This is a genomic window from Streptomyces sp. NPDC020681, from assembly GCF_044334895.1.
Classification (GTDB): domain Bacteria; phylum Actinomycetota; class Actinomycetes; order Streptomycetales; family Streptomycetaceae; genus Streptomyces.
Genome location: NZ_JBIRTX010000009.1, coordinates 196,923 through 213,093, shown reverse-complemented (window position 1 = coordinate 213,093; position 16,171 = coordinate 196,923). Strand labels below are relative to the sequence as shown.

General features: G+C 64.6%; 16 protein-coding genes. 11 read left to right on the top strand and 5 right to left on the bottom strand.

Annotated features, from left to right (window positions below; all coding sequences use genetic code 11):
• Positions 1-20: 20 nt before the first annotated feature.
• Complete coding sequence (locus ACH4YL_RS23085; protein ID WP_398509295.1) at positions 21-2,210, bottom strand: PQQ-binding-like beta-propeller repeat protein; 2,190 nt, start codon at positions 2,208-2,210, stop codon at positions 21-23.
• 460 nt (positions 2,211-2,670) lie between these two features.
• Here ACH4YL_RS23085 and ACH4YL_RS23080 point away from each other — a divergent pair, with 460 nt between their 5' ends.
• From ACH4YL_RS23080 to ACH4YL_RS23065, 4 genes are all read left to right on the top strand, one after another.
• Positions 2,671-3,234, top strand: a complete 564-nt coding sequence (locus ACH4YL_RS23080; RefSeq protein WP_398509294.1) for a hypothetical protein — start codon at positions 2,671-2,673, stop codon at positions 3,232-3,234.
• Between the two features lie 574 nt (positions 3,235-3,808).
• Entirely contained in the window at positions 3,809-6,247 is a 2,439-nt protein-coding gene (locus ACH4YL_RS23075; protein ID WP_398509293.1) for a restriction endonuclease, read from the top strand.
• A 308-nt stretch (positions 6,248-6,555) separates the two neighbouring features.
• Positions 6,556-7,212 (top strand): HAD family hydrolase, encoded by a 657-nt coding sequence (locus ACH4YL_RS23070; protein ID WP_398509292.1) that lies wholly within the window; start codon positions 6,556-6,558, stop codon positions 7,210-7,212.
• A complete protein-coding gene (locus ACH4YL_RS23065; protein WP_398509291.1) occupies positions 7,205-7,762 on the top strand; it encodes a hypothetical protein in 558 nt (185 codons plus the stop codon). Before ACH4YL_RS23070 ends, ACH4YL_RS23065 begins: the two co-directional genes overlap by 8 nt.
• 79 nt (positions 7,763-7,841) lie before the next feature.
• Here the strand turns inward: ACH4YL_RS23065 and ACH4YL_RS23060 are convergent, their stop codons facing one another.
• From ACH4YL_RS23060 to ACH4YL_RS23045, 4 genes are all read right to left on the bottom strand, one after another.
• Entirely contained in the window at positions 7,842-8,696 is an 855-nt protein-coding gene (locus ACH4YL_RS23060) for a DUF1932 domain-containing protein (RefSeq protein ID WP_398509290.1), read from the bottom strand.
• Complete coding sequence (locus ACH4YL_RS23055) at positions 8,693-9,280, bottom strand: guanylate kinase (protein ID WP_398509289.1); 588 nt, start codon at positions 9,278-9,280, stop codon at positions 8,693-8,695. The genes ACH4YL_RS23060 and ACH4YL_RS23055 overlap by 4 nt, the downstream gene beginning before the upstream one ends.
• The gene (locus ACH4YL_RS23050; protein WP_398509288.1) at positions 9,277-10,248 is read right to left on the bottom strand and encodes an AAA family ATPase; all 972 of its coding nucleotides are present in this window, start codon (positions 10,246-10,248) and stop codon (positions 9,277-9,279) included. Before ACH4YL_RS23050 ends, ACH4YL_RS23055 begins: the two co-directional genes overlap by 4 nt.
• 276 nt (positions 10,249-10,524) lie before the next feature.
• On the bottom strand, positions 10,525-10,893 hold the full coding sequence (locus ACH4YL_RS23045; protein WP_398509287.1) for a GntR family transcriptional regulator: 369 nt from the start codon (positions 10,891-10,893) through the stop codon (positions 10,525-10,527).
• Between the two features lie 431 nt (positions 10,894-11,324).
• Here ACH4YL_RS23045 and ACH4YL_RS23040 point away from each other — a divergent pair, with 431 nt between their 5' ends.
• The 7 genes from ACH4YL_RS23040 (at position 11,325) to ACH4YL_RS23010 (ending at position 16,163) form a co-directional block, all read left to right on the top strand.
• Complete coding sequence (locus ACH4YL_RS23040) at positions 11,325-11,615, top strand: hypothetical protein (RefSeq protein WP_398509367.1); 291 nt, start codon at positions 11,325-11,327, stop codon at positions 11,613-11,615.
• Positions 11,612-11,842 (top strand): hypothetical protein, encoded by a 231-nt coding sequence (locus ACH4YL_RS23035; RefSeq protein ID WP_398509286.1) that lies wholly within the window; start codon positions 11,612-11,614, stop codon positions 11,840-11,842. Before ACH4YL_RS23040 ends, ACH4YL_RS23035 begins: the two co-directional genes overlap by 4 nt.
• On the top strand, positions 11,839-12,702 hold the full coding sequence (locus ACH4YL_RS23030) for a DUF2637 domain-containing protein (RefSeq protein ID WP_398509285.1): 864 nt from the start codon (positions 11,839-11,841) through the stop codon (positions 12,700-12,702). The genes ACH4YL_RS23035 and ACH4YL_RS23030 overlap by 4 nt, the downstream gene beginning before the upstream one ends.
• Positions 12,702-13,088, top strand: coding sequence for an RRQRL motif-containing zinc-binding protein (locus ACH4YL_RS23025; protein WP_398509284.1), 387 nt, complete (start codon positions 12,702-12,704; stop codon positions 13,086-13,088). Before ACH4YL_RS23030 ends, ACH4YL_RS23025 begins: the two co-directional genes overlap by 1 nt.
• 27 nt (positions 13,089-13,115) lie before the next feature.
• Positions 13,116-13,349, top strand: coding sequence for a hypothetical protein (locus ACH4YL_RS23020; protein ID WP_398509283.1), 234 nt, complete (start codon positions 13,116-13,118; stop codon positions 13,347-13,349).
• Between the two features lie 99 nt (positions 13,350-13,448).
• The gene (locus ACH4YL_RS23015; RefSeq protein WP_398509282.1) at positions 13,449-15,635 is read left to right on the top strand and encodes a hypothetical protein; all 2,187 of its coding nucleotides are present in this window, start codon (positions 13,449-13,451) and stop codon (positions 15,633-15,635) included.
• A gap of 216 nt (positions 15,636-15,851) precedes the next feature.
• Positions 15,852-16,163, top strand: coding sequence for a hypothetical protein (locus tag ACH4YL_RS23010; protein ID WP_398509281.1), 312 nt, complete (start codon positions 15,852-15,854; stop codon positions 16,161-16,163).
• The last annotated feature ends 8 nt before the right edge of the window (positions 16,164-16,171 follow it).

Below are 16,171 nucleotides of genomic sequence, written 5' to 3'. Positions count from 1 at the left end.
TGGGGATGAGTAGGAGGAGGCTAGGGGGTGTCCGTCACGGGCAGTGCGGTGATGGGCCCTTCCCCGAAACCGATGAGCCGCCCGGCTGAGGCCAGTGCGGTGAATCGGTCGAGACTCTCTTTGTGCAGCCAGACCGTCTCGTGTGTGCGGAGATCGATGGCTCGGAGTCCCGCCGCACTGTGCTTGTAGACGTACCGATCCCCTACGGTGGGCGCGACTTTCAGCTCGCCGCCTGACTGAACGGGGTCCTTTTCACGCCACAGGAGTTTGCCGGTCTCGGCGTTGACGGCCACCAGAGCCCGCGCTCCGGCACCCTCCACGGCGTAGACCACTCCGTCCTTCACCGTGGGAGCGCCGTACGAGGTGACGCCCGTGCCCTGGTACTTCCAGGCTTCCTTGCCGTCGGCCAGACGCAGCGCCCGCAGCGCATCCGATGCGACGTACAGGTGCTCGTCGCTCAGGGCCATCGGGCTCCTCGGGGTCTCGTCGGCGTCGAGGCTGAGGGGCATCCGCGAGACGGCCGCTCCCGTGCGCGTGTCGCAGACGAGTACGTTGATTCCGCCGGAGTCCGTACGGAACTGCAGGACCAGGTACGAGCCGGTCACGCGAGCCCCCGTCACCCACGGGAACTCTTCGGTCGGGGACTCTTTCAGCACCAGCTCGGTGCGCTTCTTGCCGTTCGAGAGGGAGAACGAGGCAATCAGCCAGCCCTGGTCAGGGCTGACACCGCTCGACTCCTCCGTGTCCGACGCGCGTACCGGCGCAGTGAGGATCCAGGCGACGCCGTTGGCGACAGCAAGGAGCTGATTGAGCAGCAGTTTTCCGTTGTAGGCGCGCTCGTGGACTTCGGGGTCCTTGAGCTTGCCGTCATCCAGGTCGAACTGCGCGATGCGCAGCCCCTCCTTCGGATCGAGGGAGTACAGCACCCCATAGAGCTTCTCCCCGTCTGTGGCCATGTCCCATGGACGCATCACCTCGTCGCTGGACCAGAGGTTCCGGCCGGTCGACGCGTCGATAGCGGTCAGGGTGTTGTCCAGTGCCACGATCACCTTGTCGCCGACCAGCATTGGGCGCCCCATCTTGGCCGGCGCCGCTGTTGGGACGCTTCGCCGCCACAGTGGGGTTGGGGCCTTCGCGGACCCTTCGCCCTTCGGGCTTTCCGCGCTACGGCCGTCGAGCCAAGCCCATGCTCCGACGCTCGCGGTGGCAACGCCGAGCAGAGAACCTCCGCCGATGGCAAGGATTTTGCGACGGCTTGTTTTGGTTCCCTGGTCGGCCGGCAGGGTCTTGGCGATGGCGTGGTCGGCGGGTGCTGGTCGGCGGTATGGCTGGTGTTGCCAGACCTCTGTTGCTCGGCGTGCGATCTCGGCGAGGAGTGTGTCGGGGAGGTGATCGGCGAATTGGCCCTCGCCGGAGTGGAGTTGGGTGGCCAGCTCTGTGGTGGTCGGGCGTTGAGCCGGGTCCTTGGAGAGGCAGCGGGTGAGGAGCGGGATCAGGGCTTCGGGTACGCCTGTGAGGTCGGGGTCGGCGTAGCGGACCCGGTAGAGGAGTTCTGCCGGTTGGCCTGTGCCGAAGGGGCCGTGGCCGGTGGCGGCGTAGGTGAGGACGCCGGCCAGGGCGAAGACGTCGCCTGCTGGGGTGTGTTCCTGTCCGGTGGCTTGCTCCGGTGACATGAAGGCGGGGGTGCCCGCTGCGGCGCCTGTGCTGGTGAGACGGTCGTCGCCTGCCGCCCTCGCGATGCCGAAGTCGATGATTTTGGGGCCGTAGGCGGTGACCATCACGTTGGACGGTTTGAGGTCGCGGTGGACGACGTCGGAGGAGTGGAGCTGTCCGAGGGCTCCGGCGAGCGCGGCGCCGAGTGCGCGGACGGTGGGTTCGGGCAGCGGACCGGAGAGGGTGACGGCGTCGTCGAGTGGTGGGCCGAGGACGTATTCGGTGGCCAGCCACGGTGTTTCGGCGAGTGGGTCCGCGTCGATGACGGTTGCGCCGTGGTGGCCGCCGATGATGCGGGCCGCGTCCGTTTCGAGGCGGAAGCGCGTACGGAAGCCGGGATCTCTGGCGATGCCGGCGTGCATGGTTTTGAGTGCGACAGTGCGGCCGCCGGGCGAGCGGGCCAGATAGACCGTGCCCATGCCGCCGCTGCCCAGGCGGGCGATCAGGCGGTACGCGCCGAAGCCGACAGGGTCGTCATGGGTCAGAGGAGAAAGCACCGGTCAGATCCTGGGTGAGGGAGATGACGGCAGCAGTGCGCGCAGGACTTCCGCCGCAGACGGGCAGGAAGCCGAGGTCCGTCGGGTCGGGACAGTGATGCGGTGGTACGGGCCGATCTGGCGTGGACTGTCGCCGCGCGACCGTTCCGTGTGCACTCGTTCCATCTGCTAAGCCCCCGTGGTCATGACGAATGACAGGAGCCTACTCAAGTGCCGGTGGCTGCATGACGCGTGGTCGGCCGCTGCACCGAACCACCCGCCTTGCATGTGCAATCCGGCGCCGCGCGTGATCGGCGAACGCGCAGAAGCGGCCGCCTTCGCGCCATGAGGGCCCGCCGTGGTGTGCAGCGGCCACAGGTGCAACTAGCCGAGCTACATGCTGAGTTACTCCCTCCGTCCCGCACTCAGCCACTACGATTGCCCTCCGTGTCCGTGGCGCACCGGGGCGTGAGGTGGGGTCTTGATTCAGTGGCTGGCCGGTGCCCTGGGCGGTGCCTTCATCAGCCTGATAGTGGGCGTCCTGTTCCAGGAGAGACTCACCGACATCGCGGCTCGGCTGGTGGTTCGGCGACCGAGCCGTGGGCGGGAGATAGCAGGCCAGTGGAGAACGTACTGGGGTGTCACGACGGATCCGAGTTCCTCGCAAACCGCAGGGACGCCGAGCACCGTGATCCCCACGTTCATGCTCAAGCGCCTGCGGAGTCGCGTGACGGGGCGCGATGTCGATCAGGCAGCGTCGGGCATCATCGCCACGCTTGAGCATGCGACGTTCTTGACCGGCACGTGGCACGACCACTCTGGCGAGAGGAACCAGTGGGGAGCGTTCCAGCTGTGCTGGGACGACGACGGCAACGGGATGATCGGCAAGTTCACGGGTAAGGACTCCCGGAATCACATCAATCACGGGGTCTGGCTCTGGGCGCGGCAGCAGGAGGACCTCCTGAGGCTGGCAGACATCGCGCACCAACAGGGGTACCAGTTCGACCTGGCAGCGTTTAAGGCGGGGATCAGGGCCGCTTTGTGACGCGGTGAGACGTGAGCCTTTGGTGCCTACGCCTGAGTTGCTCGTCTTCGCGGCAACGGAAGTCCGGCAGGCCGCTGTCGGCGAGCGCGCGGGGCAGCTCGGCCCGTGAAGGGCTGTGGAGGCCGTGACCGGAATCGAACCGGCGTAACTCGCTTTGCAGGTTTGTCCAGGCTGGTCAGGGCATGATCCGAGGATGTTCAGTGGCGTTCATTCCCGTACGGACACCTTGGTGCTGGGGTTCACCGAACGGCCCTGGACGGCCGCGTACCGCGATGAATGAGACGGGAACTGAGACGGTCAACTCTGCCTTGCTGTATTTCAGTTGCGAGACTTGACGCCTCTGTGAGGCCGTGCAACTACAGTGCGTGCATGGCGCTTGTCAGTCCCGATGTAGCGCCGACCGTGACTCTTGCAAGTCTCGCCGTAGCGATCCTTGGGAGCTGCCCGGATACAGGGACTACTCGTACTATCGATGAAGCTGGCCGGCGGCCTGTCCTGAGCCGCAGTTGCTCAGACGCTCTACCGGAGTGTCGAGGGTGCTGGCAGTGTGGCAACGGCAAGGGGGGAGTACCGAGTGACCTCACCTGACTATGATTTCAAGGACTTATCTCCTTACGACTTTGAAGCGCTAATCCGTGACTTGCTCTCTGTGCATGAAAAGAAAGTATTTTCCACATACAGAGTGGGCCCTGATGGCGGGATCGACCTTCAGGCCCGTGGAGCTGGGCTGCTTCACATTGTGCAATGCAAGCACACGCCGGATGCCTCGCGTGCAAGACTCAAGAGTTTGGCAGCTGAGGAACGAGATAAACTGCCGAAGCTTGGGAGAGCGATTCAGCGATACATCTTTATCACCTCGGCGGACGTCACTCCAGCTGTTGAGGAGGAACTGCAAGCGGCATTTTCTGGTTGCGCTGCAGAGGTTGAGGTCCACAGCAGAGGGTGGCTAAACGCGCTTCTTGCACTGTATCCCGAAATGGAGCATCGTCATTTTAAGCTTTGGCTTAAGTCCTCGGTGGCGATCAAGGAAATGCTTCGTGGAGGCATTTTTCTTCGAGGAGAGTCTCGGGCGAGACGCATCGAGCAGAACTATTTCCGTTTCGTTCACCACGAGATATGCGACCGGGCTGAGGAGTCGCTGAAGTCCACTGGCATGGTACTTATCACCGGCTCGCCCGGTGCTGGCAAAACTGCCATTGCGGAGTTTCTCATCTTGCAATGGTGGAGGCAGGGATATCGAGTCATTGTCGATCCACGGACCGTAGACAGTTGGTGGGAGTGGCTCGAAGACGATACCCCCACCATATTTTTCTTCGATGACGCCTGGGGTCAAACTCGACTCCATGATCATGCAACGAGTCATTACGACAAGGACTTCGCCGAATTTCTCACGTCGATTCTTGAGAAGAACGCTAGCGAGAAGGGCAGTCTGACTAGAAGCAAGGTGGCTGTGATTACGAGCCGGTCGCTAGTGCTGCACGACACCCGGCGATTCAGTGATGCCACGAGCGTGTTGCTTGAGCACATCCCTGATTCAGTCGTTGCTGTGGAACGACTGACGCCTGAGGTTAAGTCGAGGATTCTTTTTAACCACGTCAATGCCGCCGTCGTGGATGAGGTTGCTAGGCAACAACTTGCGGTCGGTGATTGGTGGAGGAGAGTTGCTAGCCACCAGAACTATTCTCCCCGCATAGTGGAGCTTGTTACAGCTAGAAGTAGTTCTACTTCAGGGTCTAGACTGATTGAAGAACTAAACGCTGCGATGGACGACCCTCAGCAAGTCTGGCAGACGTCATTCAATGCATTTTCCCACCTTGAGCAGCTACTGCTGTCTACCCTTGCCGTGTCGGACTCGCAGGGCGTGAGGCGCGACGCCATAGCCGCACGTCTATACGACTACTCGCCCACTGAGTTCGGGAATGCCCTTAACCGGCTGGTTGGAACATGGATTGAGCGTTCATATGTGGACGCTAGTGACGTATTTACCCTTGCCGATCCGAGTCAGCGTGATTTTTTGATCCGGCACATCTCACGGGAACCCCTCGTCTGCCTTGACTTGATCAAGCATGCCGGAACTTTCGAGGATCTGAAGATAATGTGCGAGCGAGGGAGGCCGGAGGAGCTTGAATATCAGCCTTCGCTCTTTTCCCTGGACAACGCTTCTCTGCGTGCCACCCTTGATGATTGTGCACAGCCGCTCTTGAGTACCCTACGCGCAATGTGGGATATGCGGCTTCAGGGGGCCGATGTCATCCCTGAAGGCCTTCGCGTGCTCTCCACGGATCACTTTGTTGATCTGTTTTCAACCTTCACTGAGATGGTGGTCTATCACTCGGATCGATATGTAAGTAGAGGTGCTCATGACTTCGCGTTTGATGGTTGGTTTGAGTCCAACTTGGGCAGGCTCATGAGACTGCAGGCTGAGACCGATGTGGGTTCTTTTCGCGAATCCATGAATGCTGTGGAGCAGATCTTTTCCGCATTTCGTGAATTGACACGTTTTAGAGTCTTTGAGACCCCTTATGCTCGATGTGTCGATCGTCTTCGGGGTGCGATTTTGCAGGTTTGGTATACCTGGGACCAGGAAGAGGTGCAGTTCGGGTTCAGCGGCTACTCGCTTGACCTCGTCGAGACTGTAGTGAACTCTCCTTATCTGTTTAGGGAGCTTGGGTTTCATGACGTGGCTGATTCCGTATTCGATTTGGTTTCGCTTGATTATGAACTGAGTTCTCAAGTCGAAAACCATCCGTATGATCCGACTTGGGTAAGAAAACTTTATGATCTTGAGGACCTGTTCGATTGTGCACTGTCAGAGTCGCGAAGTGTGCTCAAGAAGTATGGCTTACTTCACGATGGTTCTGACCTGACCGAGGATGGAGTGGAACGACCGAGGGGAATTCAAGTGAACGCGCAGGCGGATCCTATTGCGGCGACGGGGACAATCGACGCACTCTTTCGGTCGCTGGCTAGCCCTTTGGCGAATGGCGATGGCTTGGAGTCACGCACTCCGTGAAGAACGGCCTCACTTCAGCAGGCGGCATGGGCATCCTGACGCGATGCTCCATGAACGTATGACTGAGCACCATCTGAGTAGGCCCGGCGTGGGAGGTCGGCGAGGCCCGGGAAGGAGAAGGCAATGTGCCGCAGGTCAGTCTGCGAGGTACGTACTTGCAGGGTTTCTTAGTCCCTGCGCCAGAAGATTGCCGGCGGTGAGATGGCTCAGGAGCTTCCATCGCAAGCGGCACTCCTGACCATCACAACGTGAGCCGCAGACGGAGGGCCGATCGCGAACGGACTGCGCTTCGTCGGTAGCGTCGTCGCGTGCTGGCACTCTTCGACCTCGACAACACACTGATCGACCGGCGCGGCGGTCTTGACGAGTGGGCCCGTCGTTTCGTGCGTTCACGGCACCTACCGAAAGAAGCAGTGGCTGTCATCAACGATCAGCTGCGTGAGCGTGCGTACCCTGCGGACTTCGTACGTCTGCGGGACACGTTCGGGCTCAGTGATGCCCCGGGCGACCTCTGGCGCGAGTACGTGGAGGACATCGCCCGCTCGGTTCGCTGCTTCCCGAGGGTCTTGGAGGGGCTTGAGGAGCTGCGGCGCTCGGGATGGACTATCGGCATCGCAACGAACGGCGCGGGGGACATCCAACGCGCCAAGCTGGATGCGACCGGCCTCGCCCCACTCTTTGACGGGGTTTGCATCTCGGGGGATGTAGGCGCCCGGAAGCCGGCGTACAGCCACTTCGCGGCCGCCGCCCGCATGTGCGGTATCCGGCTGAGTGCCGGAGGGTGGATGGTTGGCGACAACCCCAGGACCGACATAGAAGGGGGAAGGTCGGCGGGGCTGCGCACGTTGTGGGTGGGCAACGGCCGTCCGTGGACCTATGGCCCCCGCGAGCCCGACATCGCAGTGCGGGACGCAACGGAGGCCATCGCTGCGCTGCGTCACTGGCACACTCGCCCTCATGGATGACAGAGGGACGACCGAACCTGACCACACTGCGATCGAGGCAGCCCTAGGCCGCATGGTCTACACGGCAGCCACAGTTGAACTGGTCATTGAGGTAACCGGGCACCTCATATCTGCCAACGAGGCCGAGGAAGAGGCGCTCATGGGCAAGTCCGTTGGAATATTGGCGGACCTGACCTTGACGTACGCAAAACGAGCGAGCTATCTGGACGAGACCATGCTGGCTGCCCTGAAGGGCATCTTTGACGACGTGAAGGTTGGCATGGACAACCGAAACGCATACGTTCACGGGCCTTGGGCCGAGAGAGACGGTGCTCTCGTGGCGGTGAACAGCAAGGGATTCAAACGGGTGCCCGGCGGCTTTCGGATAACGCCCCTGACTGTGCAGCACCTCACCCAACTCACTGCCGAACTGGTCGATCTTCGCGAGCGGGTCACGGTGTGGTGCAATCGGGCCTTCGCCCTCAAGCGCCCGGACCTAGTGGACATAATCGAGGGCCTTGAGCCGGACACTGTCCCGGCGTACCCGCGCCAAGGGCCTGCTCGCTCTTGAGTATTTCGGCGGTACGTGGCTGCCACCCCCCGGCGCTGGTCTGGCAGCAGCCGTCCATGTGTTCTCCCGCCTCTTTCGCTCACTGAGCGGGTTCGTTGTCCGAGGACGCGTGCAGTTGATCGAGCACCTGGTAGAGCTCTAGGGACGAATCCTTGAGGCTGTCCCAGCGGCTCATGACTTCGGCTGACGCGACTGCCAGATCGGAAGGCAGTCCGGCCTCTTCCAGGGCATGCGCCACCGCTTTCATCTCAGGACCCCAGCGCCACGACCGTGCGGCCAATTTCGGAATGTAGGCGGTCTCGGCCAGGTAGCTGGTCGTACGGCCCTGCGCGATGTCGAGTAGCTCGGCCTCCACGCCGTAGTCACGGGCCAGTGCGTACGAGACTGCCGCCAGGACCCGGCTTGCTTTCTGGTAGCTGCTGTACGACAACTTGAGCGCCGAGGCCCGCCCGATGCCGCCAGACAAGAGGTGGGCTTGAACGGCACTCCCGGCGAAGACGTGCGCCACGGGACGCAGGGCCTTTGACGGCCCGGAGAGATACAGGCGCGTGCTCTTCGACGCCGACGGGGGTGAACCGATGACGGAGCCGTCGACCACCGATGCCCCGTGCGTCAGCATGATGGCGCTGATGCTCGCCATCGTGGCGGGCGAGACCGCGTTCCCGTCCACGTAGATACGCGCGTACGAGTGCGCTGCGACGGACCGAGCGACGTCCTCGGCGACGGCCGGCGGGCACAGGCTCAGGATTATGTCGGCTCGCGCGACCATTTCGGCGAGGCCTGACACTGGGGTCAGCCCATACCGCTCTCCGCGCTCCTTGGTCGACGCGCTGCGTCCGGCAGGACACCACAAGACTTCTGCTCCGCAGAGTCTTGCCTGAGCTGCGACCGCCGCGCCCATACTGCCCGGATGCAGGATGCCGAGGGTGGTCATCCGACCAGCTCCCTGATGTTCCGGAGCTCGGCCTTCGCCCCAGACGCCATTGCCTTGCTGATGGCGCGGGCCGACTCGGCAGGGCTGAAATGATCGGTCCGAATGGTCAGCGTCCACGGTTCGCTGGGGTGGGCCAACAGGTCTTCTCGTGTCTCGTGCCAGACCTTCGACCGGGCCTCTACGTCCTTGTCCCCGCGGCCGACGGACCGCGTCTGCGTCACCTCCAAGGGGCACCACAGCAGGACCCTGACCCAGTGCAGGGGGAACGTTGTGACTGCGGAGGCTCCGGCGATCTGGCCCATGTGAAGAACGGGGATGCGGTCGGCATTGATGAGTGCGCTGATCTCGATGCGATCGATGGCGTACTCGGCTCCGTAGCGCGCGTTCCGATACAGCAGTTCTCCGGCCTCTGCCAGGCCCTCGATGTGGGCAGTCGTGGTGAGCCGGTAGCTGGTGGTGCGACCAGGACCAGCCTTGAGCCGCTGGAAGAGGGTGAACTCTGGTCGGATGCGAGCGAGTTCAGCCGTGATCGTGTCCTTGCCGGACGCCGGAGGGCCGTACAGGATGACGCCGCTTGGTCTCATAGCCCGCCTCCACTCAGCACGTCTCGCGCCTCATCGACCAAGGCCACGGCCGCACCGAGCCGATTGTCAACCACATAGTGCGGGCCCTGCGGTCGCATGGTCAGGTCGAGCCCGGAAACGTACTCCTCCCACGCCGACATCTTCCCGGCGTCGCGAGCCGCACCTCTGAATTCGATGTACTCGCGCATGGATTCAGGATCGCACTCAACCCATATTGTCGCTACCGACACCCGCTTTGAGCGGCAACGGTTCTGAAAACGCTGCATCCAGTCCGCCTGAGAGAACTCCGAAATGAACGGCGCATCAAGGATGGTGGAAATACCGCAATCAACGTTGTCCCACGCCGCCTCCATGAGACAGCGATATTCGAGCGGCCTGACCTTTTCTCGGTAGAGTACCGAACTTCGGTCGTGGGCCTCACCGCCAAGCGCCACCAAGAGTTGGTCTACCAGGGGGCGGGTCAGTGAGTCCTTGTCGAGGATGGGCCAGCCTGTAAGGCCGCCGAGGAATTTAGCGAACTCGGATTTGCCGGATCCAGCGAATCCCCCGACCAGCACAACAGACGGGCCATCGAGGCTTCCGCCTGAGGTGCGGCGATTCCATGCGTCAATAACGCGATTGCGTAGCGCTTCGCCGTCTACGTCGTCCGTACCTTCGCGGATGCTGCTCAGTGCCTGTCGAACCGCTTGCGGCTGATCGGGGAGCTTTCGCTCTGTTATAGGTGGTGCCGGGATGGACACAGGGGCATCCTCTCCGGGCAAGGCTCGGCGGAAGCCGAGTTGCGCTTCGTTGCGCCGATAGAGGCGGCAATACGCCCGGCGATAATGCGGGCCGGGATATACCGTGCCCTTCTCATGGCCCCAGATTGTCTGGAAGTTCGCGGCGATGTTGAAGCCGTGCCGCTCCGCGATTTCGCGAAGCTTTTCCCCCGTATCCTCCAGTGTGAGCCCTATTTCCTCTCGGTGCATACGAAGAAGATCAGGCTTCCAATCCGGGTGTTGCCGAGCCATCTGCCCCTCCAAGATAGCTAGTCGGAGCCGCGAGTGTAGCGGTCCGAGTATGCCCATGGGAATTCGTGATAGCGCATGTGTAAGCGGATGTGTAAATCCGCCGGAGAAATCTCAGGTAGCGGAACGTGATACCGGTTTTCGGCTCGCGACGGTGAACTGGAGCACATCCGAACAGGGAGGGTGCTCATGCATCACGACGCGGCCACGATGGTCCGACTCAGGCTCGCCGGCACCTCACTTGCCATCTCGCGGCTCTGCCTCAAGCTGCGCAAGTCGCTGCGAGAGGTCGTCGAGTCGGGAAGAGACGTGCCGCACGTGCTCCTGGAGGTCGCGGAGGCTCGCGGCAGTGGCCTGAGCCGAGGGTTCGCCTTTCTTTGCGTCGACCACGTAGGTCCCGCTGCCGGGGCGCCCTTCGACCAATCCGTCCTCAGCAAGCTGTCGGTACGCGCTCTGGACCGTCATGAGGGCCACACCCAACTTCTTGGCCAGGCCCTGCGCGCCTGGCAGTCGTACGCCCGGTCCGTAGGTGCCATCAGCGATCGAGGCCCGGTAGTGGGCCGCAATGTCCTTCGCGGTCGGGGGTGTCTCGGGCTTCCAGTCCATGACTAGAGCCTATCCAACCTAGGTCACTTTCGGACCGACTGCGCGTACCCCTTGACCCCTCGAAGCTACCTAGGTAGTTTCTGAGGTTCAAGTAACCTAGGTCGTTTGATGTTGGTGCTGGCGAGTCCCGCGCTAAATCGGGAGCCCTGACCAGGGGTTACCGCGCTCGCCAGGAGCCGCAGTTCCTTGAGAACTCAACAGAGTGCTTTGAGCTTGACGGGGCTTGGCCCTGTCCCCGTGACGGCCGGGTGATGACCGTCGACAGCCCCGGTATCCAGCCGCGAGGGCGCGGGATCAGATCCCGCCCGGGGCCCTGGCCTGCCGCTTGGTGCGGCATTGGCCCTCATTGCCGGTGCGGCGGCACTCCCGGACAAGGACAGCCCGCCGCCCGGTCTCCATCCCGACGTATGAAGAGGGGATCCACCATGCGTATGCGCACATTCGTCGCTGGCCAAGAGGTGTACGGCGACTCGGAGTTCGCGGAACTTGCACTCGGCATCGACATCGAGCTGTTCCGAGGCCCGCTGACGCCGGAGACGCCGGCAAACCGCGCTGCCCGCGAGGATGCGGCCCGCGACGTGCTCGCGGGGCTGCGAGAGATGGGCGAGGCCGGTGACGAGATCGCCGGTTGGGACGCCCTCTACGCCGACGCCCTGACGCGGACCGTGCCGTTCCTGCGTGCCGCCCGCGACCTGCGATCGGGGACGGGGGAAGCGGCATGACGCCGATCACCCACACGGAGCGGGCGCTGTTACTGCTGGCGCGGCTGCGGGTTGGCCTGGCGATTGCTGGTGTGGCGTGGCTGCTGGGCTACGCGCCGCCGGTCGGTGGGCGGATCACGGTCGGCGTGCTGGTCGTGGGCGTGCTGCTGCTGGATGCGGCGGCCGGCACGGTCCGCGAGCCCGTCACGGTCGCACCCGGCCGACGGCGGTTCGGGGGTGCCCGATGAACCGCAAAGGCAAGATCCTCCTCGTCGCCGCGCTGGTCGCGGTGGTCGGCATGGCGTTCCGGGTTTCCTGGAATGCGCTGCACGACGTGGCCAGGACGGTTGGTGCGGATGCCACTGCGGCGCTGCTGTATCCGTTTGTGGTTGACGGGCTGATGGCGCTGGCGCTGGTCGCCACGCTGGTGCTGGACGGCGCAGCGCGGAAGTTCGCGTTGAAGGTGCTGGCCGGATACACGCTCGCCTCGCTGGTGCTGAACTTCGTGCACGGGCTGGTTCCGGAGCTGCACGGCAAGTCGGTCGACTGGGGTCGACTGGCCGACTGGGATGCGGCGAACGTCGCGCTGGTGCTGCTGGCTACGTCGCTTCCGGTCGGGTCGATCTACTTCGGCTCGGACCTGGTGGCTAAGGTGCTGCACCACCAACCCGACACCACCACAGATACGAAGAAATCGACTCAGATCGAGTCAGAACGGTCTACCTCTGACCTGCGCGAGTCGACCCGCGAACCGATCACGGCAGCGGCCGAACTGCCTGCTGTCGATGCGGCCGACTCCGAACCGGCCGCCCGTGAGCGGCTGCTCGAACAGCTTGGTCTGCCGACCGAGCCGCCCGCTGCGGTCGGGCATGCGCCGCGTCGGCCGACTGGCCCGGTGCCTGAGTCGGCGCGCACGCCGCGACCGAACCGCACGCCGGACCAACTGCTCAGTGAGGCCCGCACGGTCACGGCCGGTTGGTCGGATGAGGCGCTGACGGCTGAGGCGATCCGCAAGGCGGTCCGTACGTCGGCCGCCAACGCCCGCACGCTCCGCGACGCACTCAGGGCTGAGCGGGAGGCGGACGGGCGGGATGAGGCGGCTGCCTGATGTCGCCGACGTTCGGCAAGTGCTTCGACCCGAACGGCACCCGGTACGGCGTACCGACCTACCCGTGGCGCTACGCCCCGGAGGGCTATGCCACCCGGCGTCAGCTCCGTGCCCGCGGCTTACGGCCCGGCGGGCAGCCGGTCGCCGCGCAGATCATGCGCCGCTGCCGGGGCCGCAAGTCCGGGGTCCAGGTCGCCTACCTCTACTGCATCGACCGCGCCAAGCCCGTGCGGCCGATGACCTCACGGAAGTGGGGCGCGCTCGCCCTGGCGATGCTCGCCCGCCGCACCTGCCCCGCCTGCCGCACCGATGCCGGGTACTGCATCCCGACCTCGCTCGGCATGTGCGTGACCTGCGCGTATCCGCCAGAACAGTCCGCTGCCTGAACACCCCAACCCCGCTAGGAGATTGCTGTGACCGGCAAGACCGCTTGGCCCGCGAACGTGCTGTTCCGGTTCCTGACGATCGTCGGGGCCACCGTCGACATCGCCCCGCAGCCGACCGCCGCTCTGCCGGACCGTCACGCGGCCGTCTGCCGCGGCTGCGACGCCTCATACCCCGACGCCAACAGCGCGAGCCACAACGTCAAGGGATGGGCTCAGGCCCACTCCGAGACCTGCCGCGCTCTGCCGCGCCCCACCGCCTGACCTGCACAACAATCCCGAGTTTTCGGGGCCCGGACGCCTGTCGGCCAAAGCGCCGTCCGGGCCCCTTCCCTCTTACTCCCAGAAGGAGCACACCCCATCGTGACCGAGCACGCTGCACGCTCCAACTCCACCCCGAACGTGGTGGACCTGGACGACTACCGCACCACCGAACCCCGGATCATCGAAGGCACCGTCCTCGACAAGACCGACACCTACCCCGACCTCCCGCCGTTCGCCACGTTCGACGACGACCCGGCCGCCGACACGCCCCTGATCCCCGCGTGGATCCGCACCCGTCAGGGCCGCCAGGCGCGTCTGCGTTACCTGCGGCGTTTGTCGGTGCGGGCCGCGCGTCGCAACGCGCGGCGTCAGATGACGATGCACGGCACCCTGCCCCGCGCGTTCCGCGGGATACGGCGCACGCATGAGTGGGTGCGCGGCACCGAAGGCATCCGCGTCACGACCGCAGCGGACCGTGCGCACCACAAGGCCAAGCTCGCCCGCACCGCGGAGCGCAAGGCCCGGTGGACGCTGATGGACCGCGACATCGCGGCTAAGCGCGCGGACAAGGCCAAGGACGAGGCCGACCTTGCCGCGCTGGAGCACGCCAAGCTCAAGAAGCAGTCCCGCCGGGCCACCATGCTGCGCGGAGCTGCCGCCTACGGGCCGTTCGCCGCGCTGGAGACCAGCGGATACGTCCTGGAACAGGGCCTCGGTATGGCGGTGGCCACCATGCTGACAGTGTCCGTCGCGGCGTGGCGTGGGCGCCGGTTGAACGAGGACGAGGCCGCGTTCTACGACGACCCCGAGCGCTCGATCCTCGACCCGGGCATGACGCCGCGGGCGTTCGGCCGGATGCTGCGTGACGCCCTCGAAGAGGACCTGGGCGTGAATGTCGCCGACCTGCACGTGATCGCGCATGCCTGGGGTTTTGAGGCGAAGGTGCAGCTCAACAAGGCCAAGCCCGCCGACGTCACCGCGAAGTTGGATGACCTCGAAGCGGCGCTCATCGCACGCCCGGGTTCGCTGCTGGTCCAGCAGTCCGCCAAGGCCCGCCCGCTGTTCACCCTCCGGGCGCTGGGGGAGAACCCGTGGGAGGGACAGCAGCCCATCCCCTACCGTGCGCCGAAGTCGGTGTCCTGCCACGACAAGGCTGACCTGGGTGTGGAGCTGTCTCAGCGGCCGCTGCTGATGAACTTCCTGCGTACCAACGCGGTGTTCGTCGGCGGACCCGGATCCGGCAAGTCGAATGCGCTGCTGTCGGTCGCGGAGTACCTGACTGCGTGCCGGGACGCGGTCGTGTGGGACATCGACCTCGGCTCGGCCGGGGCCGGACTCGACCCCATCTCGGATGGCATCGCGCGGCGGGCCACGAACAAGGAAGCCGCCCGCCAGCTCTTGGTGGACGCGCTCGCCATCTCCATCACCCGCCCGAAGCTGTTCAAGTCCCTGGGCATGGGCCGCAACTGGGAACCCTCGGAGTCGCATCCAGCGATCTACCTGATCATCGACGAGTACCCGGCCCTGGTCGCCGCGGGCTTGTGGCCGCTGGTCGCGGAGATCATCCGCACCGGACGCAAAAGCGCCGTCAACCTCGTCATGGCAGCTCAAGGCGCGACCAAGTCGTTCCTCGGCTCGGCTGACCCCGGCGCGGTGCAGAACCGGGTGGCGCTGCCGTGCCGGCCGCAGGATGTGACGCAGCTCTTCGACGGCGGCGCACTGGGGGAGGGCTGGGCGGCGCACAAGCTGCGTCCGGCGGAGGGCAAGACCCTCAATGACGTGTCCGTGGCCTACGTCCGCGGCGGCGACCACGTCGAGCCGGTTCCGAAGCGGTTCAACTACCTCGATGACGACGGCTTCGAGACCCGCGGGGCGGAGCGGAAGGCGGCCGGACTGGTCGCCGTCGACACCGACTCGCTGACCATCGCCGACGTCGACCTCGACACGGCTCTGCCGCAGGGCGCGGACGCGTTCGAGAAGCGCATCCACATCGTCGAGGACATCGAGGACGCCGACCACGCGGTAGAACTGCCGCCGCTGCTGGCCGCGTCCATCGAGGTCCTGCAGGACGCGGAAGAGACCGCGATGACCCCCGGCGATCTGCTGGCCGCGCTCAAGTCGCGCAATGCGGTGGCGTTCGCGGACCTCAATCCGGTCACGCTCGGCCGCGGCCTGTCGGCGTTGGGCTCGGGGGCGCGCAAGTGGGGAGAGGCACGGGGCGTCTATCTCTCCGATCTCCTCACCGCGGCAGCCGCCTACCGCCGCGAGGGCGCGCAGAGCGCCTGACGCATCCGTCCGCGCATCCGTCCGGGCGGACACATCATCCGTCCGGCCGGACGGATGCCCGGACACATAGAAAACCGGCTCTGATCTGCACGAACAGCGTTGCGGACGGAACGGACGGATCCGGCCGACACACCCCTCCACAGCCCCAAAACCCGTACTGCGGGCCCTCACGCATGTGTCCGTGCGGGAGGGCCCGCCTCATCTCAGGAGGCAGCCATGACCCACCAACACGAACCGCCGGGGCAGTTAGCCCCGCACATACCCGCCGAGGTCTACCAGCGCGCTGAACGCGAGGGACGGCCGATCATCGTCATCGTCCAGACCACCACCCCGACTACGCGTCCAGCGCGCGCCTACCTCGCGCCACTTGGCATCGGCCTCGCTGCCGCGATCGGCGTCGCAGGCGCCATCGCCGCGATCCTCGCGCTCTTCGAGTTCGCCATCCACACCGCAACCCTCATCGCCACCACCGCCGGACCCATCGGCATCGGCGGCCTCACCTTCAGGCTCACCCGACCCAAGCAATGACGCCCGAG